Genomic DNA, 25965 nt, shown 5'->3' with positions numbered 1-25965 from the left:
ATGAAAGAAAGTTATAAAATAATTCCCCGGATTTCAAATCCTCCTAATCAAACTTTCACTAATGCGGGACACCGTTTCCTCAACTGACTTAAATTGAAAATCCAATGCTTTCCTGATTTTGCCATTGTCATAGTTGATTTTTCTGGCGGCTGATTGTGCTGTTTCTCTGGTAATCAGCGGCTTCGTACCCAACAACCAGGTCCGCACTGCCTCTACCCTCCATATCACTCCAGCCAACCCGGCACCAACCTTGAACGACGGCCTTTTGCGGCGCATTTTATCCGCTATCATATTGAACAAATTATGGTACGAAATGCTCCCCGCGTTGAGCAGGAAACGCTCACCGGTGATATCCGAACCCGCCAGGCGGTACACGATTTCGGCCACATCCATTACGTCTACAACGTTGGCAATACCCTCGGTATAAAATGGCTTTTCTCTATATACGTACCGGAAAAGCTGGGTGCTGCTCTTCTCCCAATCCCCCTCGCCAAGAATAATGGTGGGATTTACGATCACCGCATTGAGCCCCTCGGCAATGCCCCGCCACACTTCCAGTTCCGCCATGTGTTTCGTTTTGGCATATTCCGAATTTTCGGGCGAATCTTCCCACCGTTGCTCCTCGTTCAAAACTACGTCCTGCCCGGTTGCCTGCTTGCGCGGATCGGGGCGGCCAATGGCGGCAATGCTGCTTACGTGCACCAGCTTTTGTGTCTGGTATTTCAAACACACATTCACCACGTTGGCAGTACCTTCCTGGTTTACCTTATACATCATTTTCCGGTCGCGCGGCACGAAGGATACGACTGCGGCTGTGTGAACGACGTAATCCACTTCCCGAATGGCTTGTTCCAGTGATAGAATGTCGAGGATATCACCTTCAACCCAGGTCAGTTTCGGATGCGCCTCCGCGAGCAGGCGCTTATCCGCACCCGGGCGCACCAACGCAAAGACTTCATGATTTTCCGACAAAAACTTTCTGGCTACTGCACTGCCCACCAAGCCCGTCGCACCGGTAATGAGAACTTTCATGTAAGCGAAACAAATTGTTTGGGTCAAAGTTCGTAGTAAAAAAGTAGTTTGTCACACCATTGCAAGCCTTTTTACTAATTTTACGCTCCGGCCACACCGGGGAGCTAGCCTATGCTCCAATGATTGAACCAAATCCCTGAATTCAAATGCCGATTTCAAATCCCGAAAGATATACCGTCACAGCAGCGTTGATCTACGCCAACGGCCCGATCCACATAGGCCACCTGGCGGGCTGTTATGTACCTGCTGATATATACGTTCGCTACCTCCGCTCCTCCGGCAGGGAAGTAGCGTTTATCAGCGGCACCGACGAGCATGGTGTGCCCATTACCATCCGCGCCAAAAAGGAGGGTCTCACACCTCAGCAGGTGGTCGATAAGTATTACGAGCAAATCGACGCCTCATTCAAATCGCTGGGCATTTCATTCGACATCTATTCGCGCACGAGCAAGCCGATTCATCACGAAACTTCCCGCGAAATTTTCAGGGATTTGTACGATAAAAAGGTATTCATCGAAGAAACGACCGAGCAATACTATGATGAAACGGCGCAGCAGTTCCTCGCCGACCGATACATTGTAGGTACCTGCCCTGTTTGCGCCAATCCGAATGCTTACGGCGACCAATGCGAGCGTTGCGGTTCTACATTGAGCCCTTTGGAATTGAAAGACCCTCGCTCGACGCTCTCGGGCGCGAAACCGGTTTTGAAGGCAACCAAAAACTGGTATTTGCCCCTGGACAAAATGCAGCCGGACATTGAGGCTTATGTGAACGGCCATTCCGAATGGAAGACGAACGTGTTCGGGCAATGTCAGTCATGGCTGAAAGACGGCCTCAAACCCCGCGCTATGACCCGCGACCTCGACTGGGGCATTAAAGTGCCTGTCGAAGACACGGAAGGCAAAGTGCTTTATGTGTGGTTCGAAGCGCCTATCGGCTACATCTCGGCAACCAAAGACTGGTTAATCCAAAAGAACGGCACCGCCGACGGCTGGCAGAAATGGTGGCAACCTGCGAAGGATGCGTCGGCGGGTGAAACCAAACTCGTACATTTCATCGGGAAAGACAATATCGTTTTTCACTGCATTATCTTCCCCGCAATGCTGATGGCCGAAGGCAACTACATCCTCGCCGATAATGTGCCCGCCAACGAATTCATGAACCTCGAAGGCGACAAAATTTCGACCTCGCGCAACTGGGCTGTATGGCTGCACGAATACCTGGAAGAACTTCCCGACAAGCAGGATGTACTGCGCTACGTGCTTACCGCGAATGCGCCCGAAACCAAAGACAGCGAGTTCACCTGGAAGGACTTCCAAACCCGCAATAACAGCGAGCTGGTAGGTATTTATGGTAACTTCATCAACCGCGCGGTGGTGCTCACGCAGAAGTTCTGCGACGGCAAAGTGCCTCAACGCGGTGAATTGCAGGATATCGACCGCGTCGCGCTTGACGAACTGGCCGCATTCCCGGCAAGGATCGCCGAGTCGATGGAGAATTACCGCTTCCGCGAAGCGCTCGCATTGATTATGGACCTCGCCCGCACCGGAAACAAATACCTGGCAGATACCCAGCCATGGCACGCGATCAAAACCGAGCCTGAGCGCGTGAATACGATTTTGAATATCGCATTGCAGATTTCAGCAACGCTTTCGATCGTTTCCGAGCCGGTATTGCCGTTTACTTCGGCTAAAATTCAGGAGCAACTGGGCCTGTCGGACAAAAATTGGCAGGATGCAGGTAATGCAGATCTGCTCGCCGTGGGTCAGCCTGTTTTGGAAGGCAAACTGCTTTTTGAAAAAATAGAAGACAGCGTGATCGAAAAACAGGTGCAGAAGCTTCACGACGCCAAACGTCAGAATGAATTGGAAGGTAAAACCGTGCTTCCAGTCAAACCTGAAATCCAATATGATGATTTCTCGAAAATGGATATTCGCATCGCGACCATCCTCGAAGCCGAAAATGTCCCTAAAAGCAAGAAGTTATTGAAGTTATTGATTGATATCGGCTCGGAGCAACGTACCGTTTTGAGCGGTATTTCCGAACATTTCAAAGCGGAAGAGGTAATAGGCAAAAAAGTACTATACCTGGCAAACCTGGCTCCCAGAAAGATGATGGGAATGGAAAGCCACGGAATGATCCTTATGGCCGAAGACCGCGACGGCAGCCTGGCATTCGTTCAACCGGGCAAAGATGTCTGGAACGGCGGAACGGTGAACTAAACTCATCGGCCCTGCATTGGCGGAGTACCATGCAGGGCCCTTTTTTACTGAAACTCTTTTCTCACCGAGTCGTAGATCGAGTTGACCCGCTCTACCAGCGACAAACACTCTTTGTCACTCAGGTGGTCGATCGTGTTACTCACGGCATTCGACACCACACGGCCTTCTTCGTTCACCTTGGCGCCTTTCTGCTTGATTACGCTGAGAATGCTTTCCCACTCTCCAACCAATCCTTCTGAAAAATACCTCGGTTCGATAATGTTGAAGTAGGCCGACTGCGATTTCAGTTTCTGCCTTAGCTTAGACTGGTCAACTTTAAGTTCTTCGACCAACTTGGTAAGCTCAATAAAAGCGAAAATATTAGACTTTTTCATAACGTTGAGATTGACGAGCACTAAGGGAATTAATAGTGCAAGATACAGATATGTAATTCCTTTTTAGAAAAAGTGTGGAATCTTTACTCAATCTTAATGCATTCTATTGGAAGCGTACAAACCCTACCAGGATTAGTACCATATATCACCTCTGTTTACTTCGTATTGGTTGTCAAAAAGCCGCCTGAGCGGCTCCTGAGCAGCAAAAAAGCCCGGTTATTTACCAGGCTCCTTTATAATCTGTCGATATTTTTACCAACGTTCGATATCTACCTTGCGGTGATAATCGCCCTGTTCGTCCCCGAAAGGAAGGAACAGAACCAACTGACGACGACCATCGTCGTATCTTGCTGATATATTGTCTATATCTACTCCGTCCGGGATAACGAAGGTATTGATGAAACGGATTGTCTTCCACTGCTCTTCGTCGGGCAAGTTTTCCTGTGAAAATATGGGCAGCAAGTGGAAAAGCTTTAAGTTATTTGAGTTTCTCTTGCCTTTTACAACCTCTAATTGAAGATCCTCAACCTCGATGCCTGGAATTTTCACAACTACTTCAAAACCGTCCGATCCTTTGTCAAGCTTGATAGAGGGCTCACTCATTCCACCGTTCACTGTGTTGATAAAGTCTATGTTCATCAACATCTCCCGTGGTATTTTCAGTTTGCTTTCCATAGCTATCGCGTTTTAGGTTCACAAGTTTTACTTATTAACGAAAAACTGCGTGCCAAAGATCGTTTTTGGACAAAAATGTGATGGACGGCGAGATTTAATTAGGTCTTTTTTTCGCTCGGAACCAGCCGTAGAAGCCCAGTAGTGCATTTGCCCTATTCTTCTCTATCCGCTGAAATATAGAACGAAAGAAAATGTCAAAATTACAGCCTCGCCCTACCCACTACGCCAAAATGACACCTTTCAGTACATTAACCCGGTCAGCGGTCGCTATGCCCAAGGCTGCGATCGGGTGCGATAATATCCCTTACCCGCTGTTTAATTTCCTTTGGCTCGGGGAAATGCCCTTCCCGTTTCCTATCCCAAAGCAATTCCTCATCCATGATAATGGTGTAGCGCCCCGCGACTTCCGAAGGGCGCAATTGCACCGCATGCAAATCATCGCTGAAAGTGGTCAACAGCTCCTGGGCCATCCAGGCCGCCCTCAGCAGCCAGCCGCATTTGGGGCAGTATTCGATTTCTATGGTTGGTTTCATATCTTCATTTGCTTTCAAAGCCAAAAGTCGGCATTGGAAGCAAACAATCAAAAAAGCCGCCAGGGACATCCCCTTGCGGCTTTCGACTATAACCTAACCCTTTAATCTTGATGAGAAAGCTTTTTGAAAAGTCTTCCCTAACGCTTTACAAATGTACAGCGCTCTACACAAGCATTTTAGCGCAAAAATCCCCGATTTTCAGCATGGGTAGGCTTACAAGTATGACATCGTATTATTGCCCGAAAACTATACGTAAAATTACGTGATTTTCAGAAGTAAGGAACAAATACAACTGATTTACAATTAGTTACAAACTAACCGTTAAATCAATTGCAAATGGTTGGCTTGCCCTTCGCCGCCTCCCTATTTACATTTACGTTGATTAATTGTTATATTTTAACTAAAACTATGGACAGCAAGAGATTTACAGGTCGGGAGGGTCGACTGATTTCAGCATCGGAAGCCCAGGAGCTTACTATTCCACATCAAAAAAGGGAACGTTACTTCACCGACAAAGGTGAAAACTATGTGAAGGCTGAATTTTTCGGCATTCACACATTCAACGAGCTGATCAAGCTGCACGGCGATAATTGTGTGGGATTCCGGGTGTATTACGGGCTGAGAGACGAGGAAGAGGATGACGATACAAAAACAAACAAATCAAAGAAGCCAACCCCAAGACTAGTTCTGGTCCCTGTTGATGCAGATGGCAAAGACATTATCAGGACTGCACAACTGGGCGGCTTGAAAGATATGCCTGATTCGGGCGAAGCAATGACTGGCGGCCCGCTTTGCCCGCGCCGCTGCTAACATTTTAGATCATTTTCAATGCTTGAGAGTTACTTCTCCTATATCATAAGGCAGCCGGTTATCAGTGCCCCGGTATTTTTGAACCTGCTGCCTATTTTACTGATTTGGCGAAAGAGAGCATACAATGAGAAATTGTTACTCATCCTATTTGTCTATTTGATATTAAAACTTGGTGTTGACCTTGTGATGTTCGATTTGGCGTCGCATAGGGAGAACAATGTAATTTACTATAATGTGAGCATTCCTGTAAGATATGTTCTGACAAGCTGGATGTACTATTACGAGTTCGACAGCAAATTGCAACGTAGATGGCTGCTTGCATCTTGGCCATTGTTCATAGGGTTTTCTATATGGGATACTATTCACACAAACCCATCGATAAGCGACGTGCATAATCAAAATGTGGTTCTATACTCGGCCACGATTGAAAGCCTGCTGATGCTTTTTTGGATATTGCTTTACTTTTATAATACCATACGCGCACTTAAAATCCCGAATCTTCTGACTTATCCTTTTTTTTGGATTTGTTCTGGCCTACTTTTATTTTATTCAAGCCTCCTCTTCATCGCTCCGGTTATGCATTATGCCGCCAAGTGGGACCAATGGATGGACATAGGAACCCTGGATTATTTACCTTATGTGTTTGAGAGCGTGAGTCTCATACTTTTCAGCGTTGGGATCGCCCAATATCGTGACAACTCCTATGCAAAATAACGACGAACTGAAACTGGTACTGCTCATCGCATCGATCGCAATGCTGATGATGGCCTTTTTTGTCATCACGTTCGTAATGTACTACCAGAAGAAAAGGTTCGAAGAAGAAAAGCGTATCAGCGACATCGAGAAAAACTACAACCGCCTGCTCCTTGATACCGCGCTGAACTCCGAAGAAACAGAACGACGAAGGATTGCGCAGGATTTGCATGACGACATCGGCACGATGCTATCGTTGACAAAGTTAAGTCTCAATCAATTGAGTAAGCTGGTAGCCAACTCGGGCGATGAGAAGGAGGAGAGCATTATGAAGAAGTCGCAGTCGCTCGTGGAAGAGACGATCCTCCACGTGCGGCGCATTACGCGCGACCTGGTACCGACGACGCTCGAACGGTTCGGGTTGATGGAGGCGATCGAAGAGTTTATCCATAAGCTGGAAGAAGATAATAATCTGATTATTGCTTTTCAGTCAAATACTGAGGAATTTCCGCGTCAGGGCCAGAAACTGGAACTGACGCTTTACCGCATTATGCAGGAGTTGGTCAATAACGCCATTAAGCACGCGAGCTGTACAAAAATCGATATTGTGCTGGAAATCGACGAAGAAATGATAGGTTTGCGGGTAACCGACAACGGCGTTGGTTTCGATCCGGAAAAAATAAAAGAAAGCAACCTGGCCGGGCTGGGCTTGCTTGGAATTGAAAGCCGTTTGGCTATTGTGAATGGAACGGTCCAGTACGAGCAGCCGGCCAAGGGCGGTTCCAGCGCCATCGCGAGGATTCCGGTGAACCCGGCATCCGGTAATAAACCTGAACCATTACATCCATTCCGCCGGGAACGAGTGAATATTTAATGCTATGAGCACCCTTAAACTAGGAATTGCCGACGATCACGAACTATTCAGAAAGGGGTTTATCTCCATGCTGAGCGGCATTCCCGACTTCGAATTTGTACTGGAAGCCGGCAACGGCCAGGAATTGCTGGACCGCCTGCCCGCCAATACGCCTGACATCGTTTTCATGGACCTTCAAATGCCTGTTATGGACGGCATTCAGGCCACGGAAGCTGCATTTGAACGCTTTCCGAACATCAAAATCATCGTGGTTTCGATGTATAATGAGGACCGTTTCGTGATACATATGCTCGAAAAGGGCGTGCAGGGATATTTGCTGAAAGATACCAGCCCCGACGAAGTCGAAAAGGCGATCAGAAGGGTGCACGAAGAAGGTTTCTACTACAACGACTTCGTGTCCAAGGCCATGCACCGTAAAATGGTGAACAGGCAGGTCAACAAGCACCCGTTCTTCCCGAATGCGTGTAATGTAGCGCTCTCTTCACGCGAGAAAGAAGTACTTCAATTGATATGCGACGGGCTTTCAACTACCGAAATCGGGGATAAGCTTTTTATCAGCGTACGCACGGTCGAAGGGCACCGATTACGGGTTTTGGAAAAAACAGGGACAAAAAGTACCGCAGCCGCAGTGGCATTCGCCTACAAAAACCAGCTGCTGAGCTAAGCGTAACGCTTTCATGGTGAAAACTTCCGGGGTTTATATTATATTTCCCGGAGCCATTCCATGTATAGCTATGAAAGTCCTGATCGTCTGCACTAACCACGACTCATACCCAACCAAAACCTCTAAAACAGGTCTCTGGCTGAATGAATTGACGCACTTTTATGACTTAATGGCCAAAAGGCGCATTCTGGTGGACATCGTAAGTCCATTGGGCGGTGTTATTCCCGTGGACGAGAGAAGCGTCGACCTGAAAGACGAATGCAATGCACGGTATTGGGAAGATCTCACTTTTCGTGCAAAGCTTCAAAATTCCCTTAAACCATCGGATGTTAACCCCATCGACTATCGCCTGATCTATTTCGCGGGCGGCCACGGCGCAATGTCGGATTTCCCCGAGAACACCGAACTGCAAAACATCTCGAAGGCTATTTATGAGCGGAATGGGATGGTCACAGCTATTGCGCACGGCGTTTGCGGGCTGCTCAACGTCCGGCTATCCGATGGCACACTACTTATCCAGGACAAATACGTGACCGGCTACTCCAATGTCGAAGAAGCACTGGTGAGCTTTGTGAGCGAAGTTCCTTTCTACCTCGAAGACAAATTGAAGGAACGCGGTGCGCATTACACCAAAGCCATGATTCCTTTCGTGGAATTCATAGAAATGGACGAAAGGCTCATTACCGGGCAAAATTCGCATTCGGCCCGGAAAGTAGCGTCGAAAGCGCTAGAAGAACTTTTTGAAAAATAGGTACCGGATTTTACTTGATCAACTCACCGAAAAGGGAGCGGAAAGTAGGCAGGATCAGGTCCTTTTCCGAAACGATCGGATCGGAAATTCCCCAGTCGATATTCAAATCGGGATCGTTCCACAGAATGCCCGACTCGGATTCCTTATTATAAAGGTTGGTGCATTTGTAGCTGAAAACGGAATCTTCCAAAGCCACAAACCCGTGTGCAAAGCCTTCCGGAATGTAGGCGATATTGTTTTGCTCCCCGCTCAGTTCAAATACTTCGTGCTTACCGAATGTCGGCGAATCCGGGCGGATGTCCACAGCCACATCCAGTACCCTGCCCGAGATCACACGCACCAGCTTACCTTGCGCGAAAGGCGCATTCTGGAAGTGCAAACCTCTTACCACGCCCTTTTTGGAGAACGACTGATTGTCCTGAACGAAGTTTACCGGCAGACCGAGTTTTTTAAATATCTCCTCATTATACGATTCAAAGAATACTCCACGGTCATCACCGAAGACCCTTGGAAATATTTCAACTAGACCGGCAATGGAAGTTTCTCGAATCTGCATATGATGGTTATGTGTTGGTTGGAGCAAAGTTTAATGTTGGGGCAAATTTATGAATCTATTGGAAGAGGTTGTAATTTCGCCGCAATATTTACAAAATCATGACTTATCAAGAGCTCTTCCAGCAAATTTCGACCAAAAAGTCCTATTTGTGTGTGGGTTTGGACACCGATATCCAGAAAATCCCGGCGCATTTGTTGAAAACCGACGATCCGATCTTTGAATTCAACAAGCAGATCATCGATGCAACCGCCGACTATTGCGTTTCCTACAAACCCAACATCGCATTCTATGAAGCATTGGGACCCAAGGGTTGGGAGAGCCTTCAAAAAACGGTCGAGTACATTCCGAAGAGCCATTTCACGATTGCCGACGCCAAACGCGGTGACATCGGGAATACATCTGGCCTGTACGCCCGCGCATTTTTCGATAAATCATCCTCAGGCCTTGATTTTGACTCCATCACCGTGGCCCCGTACATGGGCAGCGATTCGGTGACGCCATTCCTCGCGTTCGAAAACAAATGGGTGATTCTGCTCGCGCTGACTTCCAACCCGGGCAGCGGCGATTTCCAGCGGCTCGACGTGGAAGGCGGTACTTTATATGAAAACGTGCTTCGTACATCGCAAACCTGGGCAGGCGCAGAGCGTATGATGTATGTGGTAGGCGCAACGCACCCGTCCGATTTCCAGAACATCCGTGCTATTGTACCCGATCACTTTCTCCTCGTACCTGGCGTAGGTGCGCAAGGCGGTAACCTGGAAGAGGTATCGAAGTTTGGTATGAATAAGAGTTGCGGATTGCTTGTTAATGCATCGCGCAGCATTATTTACGCCAGTAACGGCACCGATTTCGCAGAAAAAGCGAAGCAGGAGGCAGCAGCGCTGCAACAGGAAATGGCCATTTACCTCGACAAATATTTGTAATCCAATCATTCCGGCACGTCACTGCCGCCCATATCAAAAATGCAACTTTCTGACCATTACCCCTATTCGATCCAGGGAATAGACCCTGTCGAGCTCATCAACCAGTACGGAAGCCCGCTTTACGTGTACGACGGCGCGACCATCCGCAGGAAGGCGGCAGAGCTGCAACATGCATTTGCCGGCGTAAATATGAAGATCAAATATGCCTGCAAGGCCAATACCAACCTGGCCGTGCTGCGACTGATGCGCGAAATCGGGGTGGAGCTGGATGTGGTATCGCCTGGCGAGTTTGAAATGGGGAAAATGGCGGGTTACGATGCCGGCCAAATCACTTTTACGCCCAGCGGTGTGAACTTCGAGGAAGTACGCGAGGCCGTGGAAGCCGGCGCCATTGTGAACGTCGATAGCATTCCCTTGCTCGAATGGTTTGGACAAACTTACGGAAATGCCAAGCCCTGCATGATCCGCATTAAGCCTAACGTCGCTGCGGGCGGGCATACTAAAATCATGACGGCTCATGCCGATTCTAAGTTCGGGATTTCGGTGTTGCTCCTGGATAAGATTTTGGAAGTAATTAAAAAATATGACATTAAAGTGATCGGGCTGCACCAGCATACCGGTTCGGATATTAAAGATGCTGAACCGTTCCTGAAAGTGGCCGATATTCTTTTCGAAACCGCGAAGCATTTCCCCGACCTTCAGGTGGTGGACCTGGGTGGTGGTTTCAAAGTTTCCTATCTGCCGGGCGATGCCATTACGGATATGGATTTGCTGGGCAAAAAGATTTCAAAACGTTTCCAGACTTTCTGCCAGGAATATGGCCGCGAGTTGCAACTCTGGTTTGAACCGGGCAAGTTTCTGGTGAGCGAATCGGGCTTCCTCTTTGTAACGACCAACGTGGTAAAAGAAGACCCGGCGCGTAACTTCGTACATGTCGATTCGGGCCTGAATCATCTGATCCGCCCGATGATGTACGGTTCTTACCACCACATTCTCAACATTTCAAATCCGAAAGGCGAGTTGAAGCACTACAATGTGGTAGGCTACATTTGCGAAACCGATACATTCGCGACAGACCGTGAACTTCCCGAGGTTCGCAAAGGCGATGTGCTGGCGTTCCTGAATGCCGGCGCTTATGGTCTGACGATGAGCTCAAACTACAATGCCCGCTTCCGGCCGGCCGAGGTGCTGATCGACAACGGCGTGGCCAAGTTGGTAAGACGGCGCGAGACAATGGAGGATTTGTTGAGAACGCAAGCCGAGCTATAAGATTTACCTACAAATACATCGAGAGAAGCTGCACAAAAGTACCTGTGCAGCTTTTTGCTTTTGGTACCGGCGTGCATTCCTTTTCAGTCAAAATTTCAATACATTTATTCATTAACCTATACTCAAATGGATAACTGATGAAAACACTGTACGCCACACTCCTGCTGGCCTGCCTCTCGGCTATTTGCCATGACAGCATTGCCCAGTCCGCCAACACAACCTACGATTCCACACTTGCCAAAAAACTGAATGCGGATGAATATGGTATGAAAAAGTATGTGATGGTTTTCCTCAAAACCGGCAGCGCGACGAACGTTCCTAAAAGCAAATCGGACAGCGCCTTTGCCGGGCATATGCGGAATATCAATCACCTCGCCAAGACCGGAAAGCTCGTGGTGGCGGGTCCGTTCTTCAAAAATGATCAATACCGGGGCATTTTCATCCTCAATGCTGACTCTATCGAGGAAGGCAGGAAACTCGTAGAAACGGACCCGGCCGTTCAGGCCAAGCTTCTCGACATGGATTTATTGATGTGGTACGGCTCCGCAGCCCTGTCCGAAACGCTCGAAATTCACAAGAAGATCGAGAAAAAAAGCCACTGATTCTTGCCATTTTGTCCGAAACAATCGCATTACGTCACTCTTTTGAGACAAAATTTCCGATTTAACTGGTCGGCACACCATTTTTCAATTAGCGTTGTACCATTAACAAAGCGATCAACGCCATGAACTTTAACCAATATACTATCAAGGCGCAGGAGGTAATCCAGCACGCCGCGCAAATGGCCCAGGGCAACCAGCAGCAGGCCATTGAAACGGGACACGTGTTGAAATCCATTTTGGAGGAGGACCCTAATACGTCACTATTTCTACTTAACAAGCTCAATATCAGCGCCGACGTGCTTAACAACCGTTTGCAAAAGATATTGGACGGGTACCCGCGTGTAAGCGGGGGACAGCCCTACCTGGGCAACGATATGGCCGCTGCCAGTGGCAAGGCACAGAATTACCTCAAAGAATTCGGGGACGAATTCATCAGCATCGAGCTGCTGATACTGGGTATACTCAGCGGAAAAGATTCCACAGCCACCATGATGAAGGAGCTGGGATTCAAGGAGAAGGAACTGATCAATGCAATCAAAGAACTAAGAGGAAAGAATAACCCTGTGAAAGATCAAAACGCAGAAGCCAAATACCGCTCTCTGGAACGGTACAGCAAAAACTTGAATGAATTGGCCAAAGCCGGTAAAATTGACCCGGTGATCGGCCGTGACGAAGAAATCAGGCGGGTGTTGCAGATATTGAGCCGCCGTACCAAAAACAACCCGATCCTGCTCGGTGAGCCGGGGGTGGGTAAAACCGCAATCGTGGAAGGATTGGCCCAGCGGATCGTGCAGGGCGACGTTCCCGAAAACCTGAAATCGAAGACCATCGTGTCGCTCGATATGGGTTTGCTGATTGCGGGTGCGAAATACAAAGGTGAATTTGAAGAAAGGCTGAAAGCGGTTATCAAAGAGGTAACCGACTCGGAAGGAGAGATTGTACTTTTCATTGACGAGATCCACACGTTGATCGGCGCGGGTGGCGGTGGCGAAAGCGCAATGGACGCTGCCAACTTGCTAAAACCCGCATTGGCACGTGGCGAACTGCACGCGATCGGTGCTACCACGCTGAAAGAATATCAGAAATATGTCGAGAAAGACAAGGCTTTGGAACGTCGTTTCCAGGCTGTGATGGTGGATGAACCTAATATTTCCGACGCAATCAGCATTCTGCGGGGTATTAAGGAAAAATACGAATTGCACCACGGTGTCCGCATCCAGGACGATGCTGTAATCGCTGCCGTGGAGCTTTCGAACCGCTACATCAGCGACCGGTTCCTGCCCGATAAGGCGATTGACTTAATGGACGAAGCCGCTTCCAAGCTCCGCCTGGAAATGGACAGCGTTCCCGAAGAACTCGACGAACTGAACCGCCGCATTATGCAGCTCGAAATCGAGCGCGAGGCGATCCGCCGTGAAAACAACAAGGACAAGGAGACTGTCCTGAACAAAGAAATTGCCGACCTCAGCGAACAACGTAATGCCCTGAAAGCCCAATGGGAAAATGAAAAGGGTAAAGTCAATGAAGTACGCGCGCTGAAAGAACAAAGCGAGCAGCTCCGCCTCGAAGCGGAGCAGGCCGAGCGTTCGGGCGATTTCGGTAAGGTAGCCGAGATCCGCTATGGCCGCATTCCCGAGGTTCAGGCCAAATTGGAAGAGCTTCAAAAATCGGAGCATGCGGAAAGCCTGATGCAGGAAGAAATTACGCCGGAAGACATTGCCGAAGTAGTGGCTAAATGGACCGGTATACCTGTCAGCAAAATGCTGCAAAGCGACCGCGAGAAGCTGCTGCAACTCGAAGAGCATTTGCACCAGCGTGTAGCAGGCCAGAATGAGGCCATTGAAGTGGTATCCGATGCCGTACGCCGCAGCCGCGCAGGTTTGCAGGATGCGAAACGGCCGATCGGCAGCTTCCTCTTCCTCGGCCCGACGGGGGTAGGTAAAACCGAGCTCGCAAAAACGCTGGCTGAGTATCTCTTCAACGACGAGAATGCCATGGTGCGGATCGATATGAGCGAGTACCAGGAACGCCACGCCGTAAGCCGCCTCGTGGGCGCGCCTCCGGGATACGTGGGTTACGACGAAGGAGGCCAGCTCACCGAAGCCGTGCGACGCAAACCTTACAGCGTGATCCTGCTCGATGAGATCGAAAAGGCACACCCGGATGTGTGGAATATCCTGCTGCAAGTGCTCGACGAAGGCCGTTTGACCGATAACAAAGGTCGTGTGGCGAATTTCAAAAACACGATCATTATCATGACGTCCAACATCGGCAGCCACATCATCCAGGAGAAATTCGCGGAAGACGAAGGCTGGAACCACACACTAATCATCGAAGAAGCCAAACAGGCGGTGCTCGATCTGCTGAAAGCGTCGGTAAGGCCGGAATTCCTGAACCGTATCGACGAGATTGTACTGTTCGAACCATTGACGCTGAAAAACATCCGCAAAATTGTGGATATCCAGTTCAAAGGCATTCAGCACATGCTGAAAGAGCAGGGAATCACGCTCGATGCGACTGATGAAGCGTTAACCAAGCTCGGTGAAGACGGTTTCGACCCGGCATTCGGTGCGCGTCCGTTGAAAAGGGTACTTCAAAGAAGAATCCTGAATGAATTATCGAAAGGTATCCTGAGCGGACAAGTTGCGAAAGACTCGGTGATCATGATGGAGCTCGATTCGAAAGGTGAACTCGTCTTCGAAAACGTCGGAGGCGTAGAGATATAATCACAGAATAATGCTAATACAGGGAGCGGCAGCAATGCCGCTCTTTTTGTTTTCCCCAAATCGGGATTTGCCACAGGCTCCATTCCCACGTTGTGGAAGGTCCGCACCGCCCCGCTGCCGCGTGCTCGACCCAAAAACAGATCGCTTTTTTGGCATAGTTTTTGTACAATTATTTATTCTTATAATCTAACCTTTTAATCCACACCTAAATCCATGGAACAATCACTGAATTCAATTAAAGTCGCGATACTGGTTGCCGATGGATTTGAGCAGGTTGAAATGACCTGCCCCAGAAAAGTCCTAAACCAACGTGGCGCGACCACCCACGTGATTTCGCCCAGCAAGGACATTGTGAAAGGATGGAGCCATCTGGACTGGGGCGAAAACCACCGGGTAGACGTCCCGCTTGAAATGGCACGTGCCGAATATTACGACGCATTGCTGCTCCCTGGCGGGGTTATGGGGCTCGATGCACTGAGGATCAACCAAAAGGCGGTAGATTTTGTACGCTCGTTCTTTATCGCGGGAAAACCGGTGGCGGCAATCTGCCACGGCCCCCAGATACTGATCGACGCCGACGTGGTGCTGGGCCGCACGCTTACCTCCTACGCAGCCATCCGCCACGACCTCGAAAATGCCGGCGCAATATGGGTGGATCAGGAAGTGGTGACCAACAACGGGCTCGTCACAAGCCGCACAACGGACGACCTTTCGGCATTCGTGAGCATGATGATCAGGGAGTTCAATATGGAATTCCACCATTAAATGCATTAATCACTGATTCAAACGCTTAGCCAGGGCATCCCGCAACGGATGCTCTTTTTGTTTCCATTTAAGGCCAAAATTTTGGTATTTGCTCTTTCATTACCTGGTTTTCGCATGACACTCATTTCGCTTCAAAACGTCTCCGTCCGCAAATACGAATCAACGGTCCTTTCTGAAATCAACTGGAATATTGAACAAGGGAAAAACTGGGCGATCATTGGCCCGAACGGCTCCGGCAAGTCGGTGCTGCTGGAAGTGATCGCGGGAAAATGGCCTGTGCTCACCGGCAAAATCGCTTACGACTGGACCACACCCGTTCGTGAGCATGTCGAACTTGCCTCCAACGACTATTCGTTCAACCGCATTGTAAGTGCCGGCGCCGAGTATTACCAGCAACGCTTTCACGCGTACGAGTCCGAGCGAGCGCCCAGTGTACGTGCGATCCTGACCGACCAATTGAAACCGGTAGGCACCGTCGACGACAAATCGGTAACATTAGCACCTTCCAAAGTGAGTGATGAAGAACTGGCACGCGTGGCCGGCCTGCTATCCATTACCCATTTGCTCGACCACCCGTTTGTGACGCTTTCCAATGGTGAAACCAGGCGGATGCTTTTGGCCAAATCCCTTTTGAAAAAGCCGAAAGTACTCATGCTCGATAATGCATTCAGCGGCCTCGACGTGCATTCACGCGAAGTGCTCCGCAATGCATTGACCGAACTGACCAGGCAAGGGGTAACCATTATCATGGCCACTACGGCTACGGAAATCCCTCCTTGCATTACCGATGTACTCGAACTCGAAGCCGGGAAGATTGAAGCGCAAAAACCCGTGGCGCAATTTCGCTCCGCAGCTACCCATACCCATCACTTTCCACAGCCCGATCCGCAAAAACTGGCGCATTTCGGCCATCCCGAATTCACCGGCTTTCAGCACGCGCTCGATTTGAGGAACATTCGAGTCAAATACGGCGAAGATCAGATTCTCGACGGCGTAAGTTGGAAAATCGCCAGGGGAGAAAAATGGGCATTATCCGGCCCGAATGGCTCCGGTAAATCTACTTTGCTAAGCATTATCACGGCCGATAACCCGCAGCGCTTTGCGAACGATTATGATTTATTTGATCAAAAACGCGGCGGCGCAGGCGCTTCCATATGGGATATCAAGCAAAAAATCGGGCACGTTTCGCCGGAACTGCATTTGTATTTCCCCAGAAATACCACCGTTTTCAAAACCATCGCATCCGGCTTTTTCGACGCGACAGGCGTTTTCTTCAAGAAACTCACTGAAACACAAATCGAGCGCGTGCACGAAGTGGCCGAACTCCTGCATGTGCATGAACTGATCGAAAAGGATTTTTCACAGCTCTCCAAAGGGCAGCAAAGAATGGTACTTCTTGCCCGGGCATTGGTTAAAAATCCGCCGCTGCTGATCCTCGACGAACCCTGCCAGGGATTGGATTCCGATGCAATCGACTATTTCAAGTCGGTTGTGAACGCCATTTGCGATACCGATCAGCGGACACTGATTTATGTCTCGCATTATCCGAATGAGATCCCGAGCTGTGTGAAGCATTATTTGAGACTGGAAAAGGGTAAAGTGGTCGAATCCCGCTAGCGGTTCCAACTTTTTACGGGAAACAGCCATCCTATTTTTCCTGTACTAACCAAATCACCAGCTATGACCAGAAAAGTATTCGTTTACATTGCAGCCAGCCTCGACGGCTACATTGCCAAACACGACGATGACCTGACCTTCCTCTCCCTCGTTGAACAAGAGGGCGAAGATTACGGCTATGCCGAGTTCATCGACACAATTGACACCGTGATCATCGGCCGCAAAACGTATGACAAAGTGCAGGCCATGGGCATTGAATACCTTCGGGCCGATAAGGAATACCACATCATGACGCGGACCCCGCGTGCGCAGGAAGGCAATGTCCGCTTCCACACCGACGACCTGAAAGCATTCATAGAAGAGCTGAAACAAAAAGAAGGGAAACACATTTTCGTCGATGGCGGCGCCGAAGTGGTCAATCAGCTCATGCAAATGGACCTGATCGATGAATACATCGTTTCATTGATTCCTATTCTGCTCGGCGATGGCATCCGCTTGTTCAAAGATGGTCGGCCTGAACAAAATCTTACATTCGTGAGCAGCAAATCTTTCGAAAAAGGTTTGGTACAACTGCATTACACGCGCAGATAGCGCATTGCATTACCGGACGGGCCGGGCTTTCACCGGCTCGTCCCATTTGCTTCTTACCAAGCCGTTTTTGAGATTCATGACAATGGAAATGGAACTGCTGCCAAAGCCCGGTACATATTGCGCCCGGCCATAACCTACCTCGAATCGCTTAATGCGCAGCCACGCACCGAATGAAAAGCCTGCCAGTGCCCCGCGGTTTGTCAAACGAAGTTCTTGCCTTTTCAAATGGTCATAACCTAATAAAATGCGAAAGTTGGAATGCGCCAAAATCTCCGCTCCGAGCGACAAATGCCTACCCAGCTTTTCTGCAACCCCCACTTTTTTGGGCAGTTTAGTACCATTGATATCGTAAGTGTAAAATAGGTTCGGATCATTGTAAACCATATCGAAGCGGTTTAAATGGTGGGCCGTCAACGACACACGCACCGGCATATATTTAGGCTTGAAGGTTACCCCTACCCGCATATCCAGTGGCAATACCGGCGTCGATGCACCATTGTAATTCTGCTTTAAAAAGCCGAAGTTTTTGGCCACAAAACCGATTGTAAGGTCCTCTTGCGGATGCCGGAATGTGGCGCCCCAGTCGAAGGCCATACCCCAGGTCTGGTAACTTTCGATGGACGCGCCCACGAACTTGGCCGTCGCGCCTAATGTGAATGCGCCTATGGTGTGCCCGTAACCCGCAGAAAGGCCATAATCCGCCGCACGGAACTCCCCTACCACGTTCCCGATGTCGTCGGTTTCCTGCATGGTACCATAGTTCAGGTATTGCAGCCCAACCGCCCAAATCCCGCCCGTTTTGCGGACGCGGTTGGCATAACCCATATTCACAAACTTCGTATCCGCCAGGTAAGGCATCAGGTTCAGTGATACGTTATTGATCTTCGCCGAATCGAGTAATGCGGGGTTTTGGAGAAATAATGCGGGGTCGTTGCCTTGCGCGGTAATGTGATTGGAACCCAATGCAGTACTGCGCGCCTGGGCGGGTAATTGTAGGAAATCCAGACGCGAACGGCCACCCGTCACCTGAGCGAAAGCTGCATTCCACGGCGAGCAGAGCCATGTGATCAGGAAAAGCAAACCACAGCCTGTCGACCTCATAAACGTCCAATAATTTCCCGAATCATTAAAATGCAGCTATATTTATAACCGTTCACCAACAAATGTAACCATATCCCCGCATTACATGGAATCCCGATCAGCCGCTGTTTCAAAAAAAGAACTTTTAGACCAAAAAAATGCTGAGGCTGAGCTGGGCGGCGGTGCAAACAGGATCCAGGCGCAACACGCGAAGGGCAAGCTCACCGCCCGGGAACGCATTTCCATTCTGCTCGACAAAGGTTCTTTCGAAGAAATAGGCCGGTTTGTGATGCACCGCAGCAAGGATTTCGGGCTCGACAAGGAGCATTACCTCGGCGATGGCGTGGTAACCGGTTACGGCAAAGTCAATGGCCGGCTGGTGTACGTATTTGCACAGGATTTCACGGTTTTCGGCGGGTCGCTTTCGGAAACACATGCGGAGAAGATTTGCAAGCTGATGGATCTCGCCATGAAAAACGGCGCGCCACTCATTGGCCTTAACGACTCGGGTGGTGCCCGCATTCAGGAAGGCGTACTCTCCCTGGCGGGCTATGCCGACATTTTTTATAAAAACACCCTGGCTTCCGGCGTCATACCGCAAATATCGGCCGTAATGGGCCCCTGCGCGGGCGGCGCGGTATACTCCCCCGCAATCACGGATTTTATATTGATGGTTGAAAACACGAGCTACATGTTCGTGACCGGGCCTAATGTGGTTAAAACGGTAACCCACGAAGAAGTAACTTCGGAAGAACTCGGCGGTGCTATGACGCATGCGACGAAATCGGGCGTCACGCATTTTGTGTCTGCCAATGAGGTTGAATGCCTGCAATCGATCAAAAAATTGCTGAGCTACATGCCGCAAAACTGCGAGGACGATGCACCGCGGCAACCTTACACGCCTGGTGACGAGCTCCGACCTGCATTGAACACGCTCATCCCGGAGAATGCCAACCAACCATACGATATGCGGGAAGTTATCACCGAGCTTTCCGATCCTGACGCCTTTTTTGAAGTACATGAAAATTTCGCCGAAAATATCGTCGTAGGCTTTTCGCGCATTGCGGGTAGGAGCATCGGCATTGTGGCCAACCAGCCTGCCGTGCTCGCGGGCGTGCTCGACATCCATGCGAGTCAGAAAGCGGCGCGTTTTGTGCGTTTTTGTGATTGTTTCAATATTCCATTGCTGGTTTTGGAAGACGTTCCCGGCTTCCTGCCCGGCACCGATCAGGAGTGGAATGCGATCATCAGCAATGGTGCCAAACTGCTCTATGCATTCTGCGAGGCTACCGTGCCGCGCATTACCGTGATCACCCGCAAGGCGTACGGGGGCGCGTACGACGTGATGAACTCCAAGCACATCGGCGCGGACATGAACTTCGCCTGGCCTTCCGCGGAAATCGCGGTAATGGGCGCGAGCGGCGCGGCTGAAATCATTTTCAAACGCGAGATCGCACAAGCAGAAGATCCGGCGGAGAAATTGAAGGAGAAAATCGACGATTATACCCACAAATTCGCGAACCCCTACCGCGCCGCGCACCGCGGTTATATCGACGAGGTGATCTACCCCGACCAGACACGCGCCAAGCTGATCCGCGCCTTCGAAATGCTCGAAAACAAGGTGGATGTACTGCCGAAAAAGAAGCATGGCAATATTCCGTTGTAACGAGCACGCAGCGCGTATTGCCCTTTTTTGTTGATTTTTTAGTCTATTCCGCAGCCTTACTGTATTAATATCAGGTAATGCCAGGCAATGCTTTGGCACATTCCTGATATTGTCCTAATTTCACAAGCACTAAACAATCTCAATTACTTCCTAAAAGAACCTTAACGAATGAAAGAAGAGAAAGGACTTTCCGCGTCCTCACGCAGGAGCTTTATCAAAGGCTCACTGGCGACGCTGGCAACGTTTTCGATCGTTCCCCGCCATGTGCTGGGAAAGGGTTACCTCGCCCCGAGCGACACGCTCACCAAAGCCATCGTCGGCACCGGCTCCATGGGCCGCGGCCATATCCCTTACGCAGGTACCAAAGTGGTTGCATTGTGTGATGTGGACAAACGGCACCTCGACATCGCGGTCAATATGGTCGATAAGGGCGTCAAAACCTTCTCCGATTACCGCGAGCTGATCCAGCTTCCCGAAGTCGACATCGTGCACGTGGCAACTCCGCCGCATTGGCACGGCATTATCGCCGCCGACGCTGCCCGCGCGGGTAAGGATGTGTGGTGCGAGAAACCGATGACACGTACCATCGGCGAAGGCAAGCGCTTGGTGGAGGCCGTGCAGCAGCATGGACGTGTGTTCCGTCTCAATACCTGGTTCCGGTTTGAAAGCAATTTCTACGGAATGAACACCACCGTAAAACCTATTAAAAAGCTCGTTCAGAGCGGACTGCTCGGATGGCCATTGAAAGTGACCGTGAGCAAGCATACCGGCTTCGACTGGAAGTTTTATTGGGTTGGTAAAACAAACAATGCCCCTCAACCGGTACCGGCCGAGCTCGACTACGATATGTGGCTCGGACCAGCGCCTTACAAACCATACAGCGAGCACCGCGTACACCAGACTTTCCGCGGCTATTGGGATTACGATGGCGGCGGCCTGGGCGATATGGGCCAGCATTACATCGACCCGATCCAATATTTCCTCGGCAAGGACGATACGAGCCCTGTAAGCGTGGAGGTGGATGCGCCTCAGCAGCATACCGAGGCCGTAGGCACCTGGCGCCGCATTACTTATACCTATGCCGATGGCTGCCAGATCGTACTCGACGGCGAGGCCAAGGACGATAAAGTAGCGTATATCGAAGGCCCGAAAGGCAAATTGTACCAAAATTTCAAATCGGATATTCCGGACCTGGAAAAGAAACTCGCCGCATTCCCCGACCCTGAGCCACAGGTTACCGACTTCGTGGACGCCGTGAAGAACCGCAAAAAATTCGCATTGAACGAAGAGAACGGTCACCGCTCTTGTACGATCGTGAACATGGGCCTGATTGCATTGCGCCTGGGCCGCTCATTGAAATTCGATCCGGACAAGCAGGAATTTATCGACGACGAAGGCGCAAACAGGCTCATTAACCAGCCCATGCGCGCTCCCTGGACCATTTAAGAACCTAAAAGCTACACTGACAAGCCTTCCGCGCTTGCAGCACCGGCATATCCGATGAAAAAAAGACTTTACCCTATTATGGCCCTCTGCCTGGCATCCTCGCAGCTGATGGCCCAATCCGACAACTCGCTCGACGCCAAAGTGAAGGCGGTGTTGGCAAAGCTCCCTTCACAGAATGAGGCTGCGTTGAAGAAAAACATGGATGAACTCGCCCAGCTCGGCAAACCCGGCCTGGTGCAGATCGCCTCCATGCTGACGCCGCTCGGCAAAGGGGACAATACCAAAATCCAGTATGCATTGGGTGGTTTCACCTATTATGCTTCCCAAGCAGGCAAAGAGGCCCTGCGCAAAGACGCTGCGGAAGCCTATGGCGAAGCATTGTCGAAGGTAAGCGATCCGGACAGCAAAAACTTCCTCATTTACCAGCTTCAAACGGTTGGAAAGGATGAGTCGGTAGATGTTTTGAAAGGGTATCTTAAAGACGAAAGACTTTCGCAACCTGCCGCACGGACATTGGCACGCATCGGCTCGCCAGCTGCGGGTGCCGCGTTACTGCAAGCATTGGGTAATGCCAGCGGAAGCGCACAGCTCGCGATTACTGAGGCATTGGGCGGCACGCATTACAAAGAAGCAGCCACCACGATTGAAAAAACGGCCACCAGCTCCGAGCGTAACCTCCGCAAGGTCAGCCTTTACGCGCTTTCGGAAATTGGCTCACCTTCTTCTGAAAGTATCCTCGCAGGGGCCGCTCAGAAGGCTGCTTACGGCTACGATGAAGCCGACGCAACTGCTGTTTACCTCAAATACCTCGCAAATCTGGCAGCCAATGGCAATGCCGCCTCTGCTGAAAAGGCAACGCTCGCATTGATCAAGGCTACACCTGATGTGAAGCAGTCGGCAACACGCTCTTCTGCATTGAAGATCTATTCGGATATCAAAAAGCGGGAATCCGTACCCGTGCTCGTAAGCGCATTGCAGAGCACCGACGCGCAATACCGCGCTGCTGCATTGAAACTGGGCCAGAAATACCTGATGGCCGATGGCACTACCCCGTGGCTGAATGCATACAAAAAGGCTAACCCTACCGTCCAGGCCGAGATTATCACCATGCTGGGCCGCGCAGAGTCGAAAGACGCGTTGCCGGTAGTTTTGAAAGCCCTGGCTTCCAAGGATGGCAGAGTAAAAACGGCTGCGGTTTGGGCCGCGGGGAGAATCGGACAGGAAAGCAGCGTCGCCAAACTGATTCCGGTTTTGAAAACCGCCAATGCAGATGAAATCGCGGCAGTGAAAAGCAGCTTGCTGACGATCAAAGGTACCTCGCTCGTGGATCAGGTGGCAACTGCTATCCCTACTCTTCCTGCTGCTTCGCAGTCGGCATTGATCGACGTATTAGCTGCACGAGGAGCGAGCTCTAAGCTTCCGGTTGTTTCCGCGCAGTTGAAAAATACGAATCCCGAAGTCCGGAAATCAGCTTTCAGTGCATTGAAATCGCTGGCTACGGGTAACGATTTACCTCAACTCTATACCCTGCTTAACACGGTTTCCAATGCTGACGAAATTGCGGCTACGCAGAGCGCGGTGAATGTGGCGATTAAGGAAAGCGGTGATGTGAACAGCCAGACAGACGCTGTTTTGAAACAAATACAAGCTGCCCCTGCTGATAAACAAGGCAATTACCTTGCGGTTCTGGCTGGTATCGGTGGTAAAAAAGCGCTCAAATCGGTGGTGGAAGCCTACGGAAACGGAGATGCGGCAAAGAAAAAATCGGCCATTGCAGCCCTTTCGGCATGGTCCGATGCGAGCGCGGCCGGAGAGTTGCTGGCGATCGCACGCAACACCAGTGACTCAGACGATTTCAATGCCGCATTGACGGGTTATGTAGCCGCGACAGCGAAATCCGGCAAAACGGCCGCCAACAAGGTGATTATGCTCCGTGAAGCGTTGGCGATCGCTAAAACCGATGCGCAGAAAGAGGCGATTATCAAGGAACTGGGAAGAAACAGAACTTTCAATTCGCTGATACTGGCGGGAAAATACCTGGATAACGCAGGCACACAGCAGGCTGCGGCGCAGGCGGTAATGAACATCGCATTGGCTAACAAAAACCTGTACAGCGCTGAAATCCGGGAGCTTCTGACCAAAGCCGGACCGATTTTGAAAGGACAGGACGCTGACTACCAACGCGAATCGATCCGCAAGCATTTGGCGGAGTTGCCGGCTGGTGAAGGTTTTGTGTCGCTATTCAATGGCAAAGACCTCTCCGGTTGGAAGGGTTTGGTACAAAACCCAATCGCACGCCGTAAAATGAGCGCCGACACGCTGGCTTTCAAACAGAAAAAAGCGGATGAGGCTGCATTCAAAGATTGGTTTGCCAAAGATGGCGAACTCGTGTTCTCCGGCCATGGTGATAACCTTTGCACTGTGAAGCAATACGGTGATTTCGAAATGTACGTCGACTGGAAAATCCAGAAAGACGGTGATGCGGGCATTTATCTTAGAGGTACGCCGCAGGTGCAGATCTGGGACACCTCCCGTGTAAGCGTAGGCGCGCAGGTGGGCTCGGGAGGGCTTTATAACAACCAGAAAAACCCGAGCAAGCCTTCGAAAGTAGCCGACAATGCGATTGGCGAATGGAATACATTCCATATCACGATGATCGGTGATCGTGTTTCGGTGGACCTGAATGGTGAAAATGTGGTGGATAATGTGGTGTTGGAAAACTATTGGGACCGCAACTTGCCGATCTTCGCGAAAGAGCAGCTCGAATTGCAAGCGCACGGCAACGAGATCCACTACCGCGACATTTACGTTCGTGAAATCCCGCGTCCGGAATTTACATTACCGGAAGCAGAGCAGAAGGAAGATTTCAAAGTCCTCTTCGATGGTACCAATATGTTTGAATGGGTGGGCAACAAAACCGACTACTTCATCCAGAACGGCGAGCTGGTTGTTGATCCTAAAAAGGGCGGCAAAGGCAACCTGTATACCAAGGACGAGTACAGCGACTTCGATTTCCGTTTCGAATTCCAGCTTACGCCGGGTGCAAACAACGGCCTGGGCATCCGCACGCCAATGGAAGGCGACGCGGCTTACGTGGGAACAGAAATTCAGATCCTGGACAACGACGCGGATATTTACAAGGATTTGCACGAGTACCAGTACCACGGCTCCGCCTATGGCATTATTCCTGCCAAAAGAGGTTATCTGAAACCCGTTGGCGAATGGAATTACGAAGAGGTACGGGTGCAGGGCTCGAAAATTAAGGTAACACTCAACGGCACCGTGATCCTGGATGGCGATCTCGCAGAAGCCAGCAAAAACGGCACCGCCGACCATAAGGACCACCCGGGACTGAAAAGGACCAGCGGCCACCTCGGGTTCCTCGGCCACGGTTCCGAGCTCAAATTCAGGAACATCCGCATCAAGGACCTAAGCAAAGTCGCTCCCGAACCTGTTGAGACCGGAAAGAAAAAGAATAAGAAGAAAAAGTGATTTTGAAGATGCCTCGCTATTTGCGGGGCATTTTTATTTTCGTAGATTTAGTATAAAATTATACTTGATTTAGTAGATATTTAAATCACGATGAAAAAGCACACACCCAAGCCTTACCCCGAGCCTGATGACGCTCCGGGCGCCACTTTTAATGAGCCTTACGTCGCCTACCACGGTGCGCAGCACCCTGGCATCATCTTCAAAACTTCCCTTCAAAAGCCTGAAAGCCAGATGACGAGTTTTCAGAAAATCGATATGATCCGGAAAGGGATCAGCAAAAATGATTTTGAGCGGTTTAAAGACAAGGCAGGCCTGGATTATGATCAACTGGCCAATGCATTGTTGGTCGCGCGGGCGACACTGATCAACAAAAAGGGGGATGAGAAGTTTAACCAATCCCTGAGTGAGCGGATCGTGAGCCTTGCGGATATTTATTCCTATGGCTACGAGGTGTTCGAGGATGTGGAGCGCTTCAACCACTGGGTTTTCAGGCCTAATCAGGCATTAGGCGGTCAGCGGCCCTTTGATTTTATGGACAATCAGTTTGGCCGCGAGGAAGTCAAAAATCTGATTGGCCGGATCGATTACGGGGTTTATTCTTAAT

22 protein-coding genes are annotated in these 25965 nt (G+C 50.2%); 16 read left to right on the top strand and 6 right to left on the bottom strand.

Annotation, left to right across the window (positions count from 1 at the left end):
* Positions 1-33 precede the first annotated feature (33 nt).
* Complete coding sequence (locus tag J2Y43_RS27385; RefSeq protein WP_309989332.1) at positions 34-1032, bottom strand: NAD-dependent epimerase/dehydratase family protein; 999 nt, start codon at positions 1030-1032, stop codon at positions 34-36.
* A gap of 146 nt (positions 1033-1178) precedes the next feature.
* On the opposite strand from J2Y43_RS27385, the gene metG reads away from it, so the two are divergent.
* Positions 1179-3254: a methionine--tRNA ligase gene (gene metG / locus J2Y43_RS27380; RefSeq protein ID WP_309989335.1), complete on the top strand. Its 2076-nt coding sequence runs from the start codon at positions 1179-1181 to the stop codon at positions 3252-3254.
* Between the two features lie 44 nt (positions 3255-3298).
* Here metG and J2Y43_RS27375 read toward each other — a convergent pair whose 3' ends face one another.
* The 3 genes from J2Y43_RS27375 to J2Y43_RS27365 all read right to left on the bottom strand — a co-directional run bounded on the left by J2Y43_RS27375 (position 3299) and on the right by J2Y43_RS27365 (position 4836).
* Complete coding sequence (locus tag J2Y43_RS27375; RefSeq protein WP_106596973.1) at positions 3299-3628, bottom strand: hypothetical protein; 330 nt, start codon at positions 3626-3628, stop codon at positions 3299-3301.
* A 252-nt stretch (positions 3629-3880) separates the two neighbouring features.
* Entirely contained in the window at positions 3881-4303 is a 423-nt protein-coding gene (locus J2Y43_RS27370; RefSeq protein WP_223400226.1) for an Hsp20/alpha crystallin family protein, read from the bottom strand.
* 257 nt (positions 4304-4560) lie between these two features.
* Positions 4561-4836 carry a SelT/SelW/SelH family protein gene (locus tag J2Y43_RS27365; protein ID WP_309989338.1) on the bottom strand — a complete coding sequence of 92 codons (276 nt, stop codon included), beginning with the start codon at positions 4834-4836 and terminating at the stop codon, positions 4561-4563.
* Between the two features lie 336 nt (positions 4837-5172).
* On the opposite strand from J2Y43_RS27365, the gene J2Y43_RS27360 reads away from it, so the two are divergent.
* From J2Y43_RS27360 to J2Y43_RS27345, 4 genes are all read left to right on the top strand, one after another.
* The gene (locus tag J2Y43_RS27360) at positions 5173-5646 is read left to right on the top strand and encodes a hypothetical protein (RefSeq protein ID WP_309989341.1); all 474 of its coding nucleotides are present in this window, start codon (positions 5173-5175) and stop codon (positions 5644-5646) included.
* 703 nt (positions 5647-6349) lie between these two features.
* Entirely contained in the window at positions 6350-7213 is an 864-nt protein-coding gene (locus J2Y43_RS27355) for a sensor histidine kinase (protein ID WP_309989344.1), read from the top strand.
* 4 nt (positions 7214-7217) lie between these two features.
* Positions 7218-7877: a response regulator transcription factor gene (locus J2Y43_RS27350; protein ID WP_019940293.1), complete on the top strand. Its 660-nt coding sequence runs from the start codon at positions 7218-7220 to the stop codon at positions 7875-7877.
* Between the two features lie 70 nt (positions 7878-7947).
* On the top strand, positions 7948-8628 hold the full coding sequence (locus tag J2Y43_RS27345; protein ID WP_309989349.1) for a type 1 glutamine amidotransferase domain-containing protein: 681 nt from the start codon (positions 7948-7950) through the stop codon (positions 8626-8628).
* A 10-nt stretch (positions 8629-8638) separates the two neighbouring features.
* Here the strand turns inward: J2Y43_RS27345 and rfbC are convergent, their stop codons facing one another.
* Complete coding sequence (gene rfbC / locus J2Y43_RS27340; RefSeq protein WP_309989352.1) at positions 8639-9184, bottom strand: dTDP-4-dehydrorhamnose 3,5-epimerase; 546 nt, start codon at positions 9182-9184, stop codon at positions 8639-8641.
* Positions 9185-9282: 98 nt separating this feature from the next.
* Between rfbC and pyrF the strand changes: the two genes are divergently transcribed.
* The 7 genes from pyrF to J2Y43_RS27305 all read left to right on the top strand — a co-directional run bounded on the left by pyrF (position 9283) and on the right by J2Y43_RS27305 (position 17677).
* Positions 9283-10107, top strand: coding sequence for an orotidine-5'-phosphate decarboxylase (pyrF, locus tag J2Y43_RS27335; protein WP_309989354.1), 825 nt, complete (start codon positions 9283-9285; stop codon positions 10105-10107).
* A 39-nt stretch (positions 10108-10146) separates the two neighbouring features.
* On the top strand, positions 10147-11376 hold the full coding sequence (gene lysA, locus J2Y43_RS27330) for a diaminopimelate decarboxylase (protein WP_309989356.1): 1230 nt from the start codon (positions 10147-10149) through the stop codon (positions 11374-11376).
* A gap of 137 nt (positions 11377-11513) precedes the next feature.
* Positions 11514-11978, top strand: coding sequence for a YciI family protein (locus tag J2Y43_RS27325; protein WP_309989360.1), 465 nt, complete (start codon positions 11514-11516; stop codon positions 11976-11978).
* A 122-nt stretch (positions 11979-12100) separates the two neighbouring features.
* A complete protein-coding gene (clpB, locus tag J2Y43_RS27320) occupies positions 12101-14704 on the top strand; it encodes an ATP-dependent chaperone ClpB (protein ID WP_309989364.1) in 2604 nt (867 codons plus the stop codon).
* 213 nt (positions 14705-14917) lie between these two features.
* Complete coding sequence (locus J2Y43_RS27315; protein WP_309989367.1) at positions 14918-15469, top strand: type 1 glutamine amidotransferase domain-containing protein; 552 nt, start codon at positions 14918-14920, stop codon at positions 15467-15469.
* A 114-nt stretch (positions 15470-15583) separates the two neighbouring features.
* Positions 15584-17086 carry an ATP-binding cassette domain-containing protein gene (locus J2Y43_RS27310; RefSeq protein ID WP_309989370.1) on the top strand — a complete coding sequence of 501 codons (1503 nt, stop codon included), beginning with the start codon at positions 15584-15586 and terminating at the stop codon, positions 17084-17086.
* 63 nt (positions 17087-17149) lie between these two features.
* A complete protein-coding gene (locus tag J2Y43_RS27305; RefSeq protein ID WP_309989372.1) occupies positions 17150-17677 on the top strand; it encodes a dihydrofolate reductase family protein in 528 nt (175 codons plus the stop codon).
* A 9-nt stretch (positions 17678-17686) separates the two neighbouring features.
* Here the strand turns inward: J2Y43_RS27305 and porQ are convergent, their stop codons facing one another.
* Positions 17687-18778, bottom strand: a complete 1092-nt coding sequence (gene porQ, locus J2Y43_RS27300) for a type IX secretion system protein PorQ (protein WP_309989375.1) — start codon at positions 18776-18778, stop codon at positions 17687-17689.
* Between the two features lie 85 nt (positions 18779-18863).
* Here porQ and J2Y43_RS27295 point away from each other — a divergent pair, with 85 nt between their 5' ends.
* The 4 genes from J2Y43_RS27295 (at position 18864) to J2Y43_RS27280 (ending at position 25964) form a co-directional block, all read left to right on the top strand.
* Positions 18864-20423 (top strand): acyl-CoA carboxylase subunit beta, encoded by a 1560-nt coding sequence (locus J2Y43_RS27295; RefSeq protein ID WP_309989379.1) that lies wholly within the window; start codon positions 18864-18866, stop codon positions 20421-20423.
* A gap of 168 nt (positions 20424-20591) precedes the next feature.
* Entirely contained in the window at positions 20592-21869 is a 1278-nt protein-coding gene (locus tag J2Y43_RS27290) for a Gfo/Idh/MocA family oxidoreductase (protein WP_309989381.1), read from the top strand.
* Between the two features lie 54 nt (positions 21870-21923).
* Positions 21924-25361: a DUF1080 domain-containing protein gene (locus tag J2Y43_RS27285; RefSeq protein WP_309989385.1), complete on the top strand. Its 3438-nt coding sequence runs from the start codon at positions 21924-21926 to the stop codon at positions 25359-25361.
* Positions 25362-25451: 90 nt separating this feature from the next.
* The gene (locus J2Y43_RS27280) at positions 25452-25964 is read left to right on the top strand and encodes an antitoxin Xre/MbcA/ParS toxin-binding domain-containing protein (protein WP_309989389.1); all 513 of its coding nucleotides are present in this window, start codon (positions 25452-25454) and stop codon (positions 25962-25964) included.
* Position 25965: the final 1 nt, after the last annotated feature.

The sequence above is a fragment of the Dyadobacter sp. BE31 genome (assembly GCF_031457695.1).
GTDB lineage: Bacteria > Bacteroidota > Bacteroidia > Cytophagales > Spirosomataceae > Dyadobacter.
The sequence above is the reverse complement of the archived record's forward strand: the minus strand, read 5'-3'. Positions and strand labels throughout refer to the sequence as shown.